This is a genomic window from Caballeronia terrestris (assembly GCF_001544515.1).
GTDB lineage: Bacteria > Pseudomonadota > Gammaproteobacteria > Burkholderiales > Burkholderiaceae > Caballeronia > Caballeronia terrestris.
In genome coordinates this window covers 1-520 of record NZ_FCOL02000635.1, presented here as the reverse complement: position 1 = coordinate 520, position 520 = coordinate 1, and the positions used below count along the sequence as shown (strand labels likewise).

Below are 520 nucleotides of genomic sequence, written 5' to 3'. Positions count from 1 at the left end.
CCTATTCTGCAACTGCCGAAATGCTGGGCCCGAACGACGATAACGCTAGCACCGCCGTGCTCGTTGGCGGAACCGCCAGCGCGCTGCTGCTTGGGGCCATCGTTTTTCTGCTTGCCCGCGACCGCACCGGGATGTCAGGTGCTACCGCGCGGGCGAGCACACAGTCAACGCTGAACGAGGCCCGCATGATGGGGATCATTCGGTCGTCGATGGAAGCGATTATCACGATAGACGAGAATCAGCGCATCGTGATCTTCAATCCGACGGCCGAGCAAGTGTTCGATTGTTCGGCGATGGACGCCATCGGTGCGTCGCTCTCGCGCTTCATCCCCGAACGGTTCCGCGCGGACCATGCACGCCACGTCCGGCAGTTCGGCGTAACCGGAGTGTCCGACCGGCAAATGGGCAAGCTGCGCGTGCTCTTTGGGCTGCGCGCGAACGGCGAGGAGTTTCCGATCGAGGCATCGATCTCGCAAATCGATGACGGCACCGGCAAACTCTATACGGTTATGTTGCGCGA

The 520-nt window shown here is 61.5% G+C and carries 1 protein-coding gene; it reads left to right on the top strand.

All coding sequences use genetic code 11. The features are described 5' to 3' along the window. Nucleotides 1–520, top strand: a 520-nt coding sequence (locus AWB67_RS39330) for a PAS domain S-box protein (protein ID WP_125477925.1), incomplete at both ends; no start/stop codon positions are given.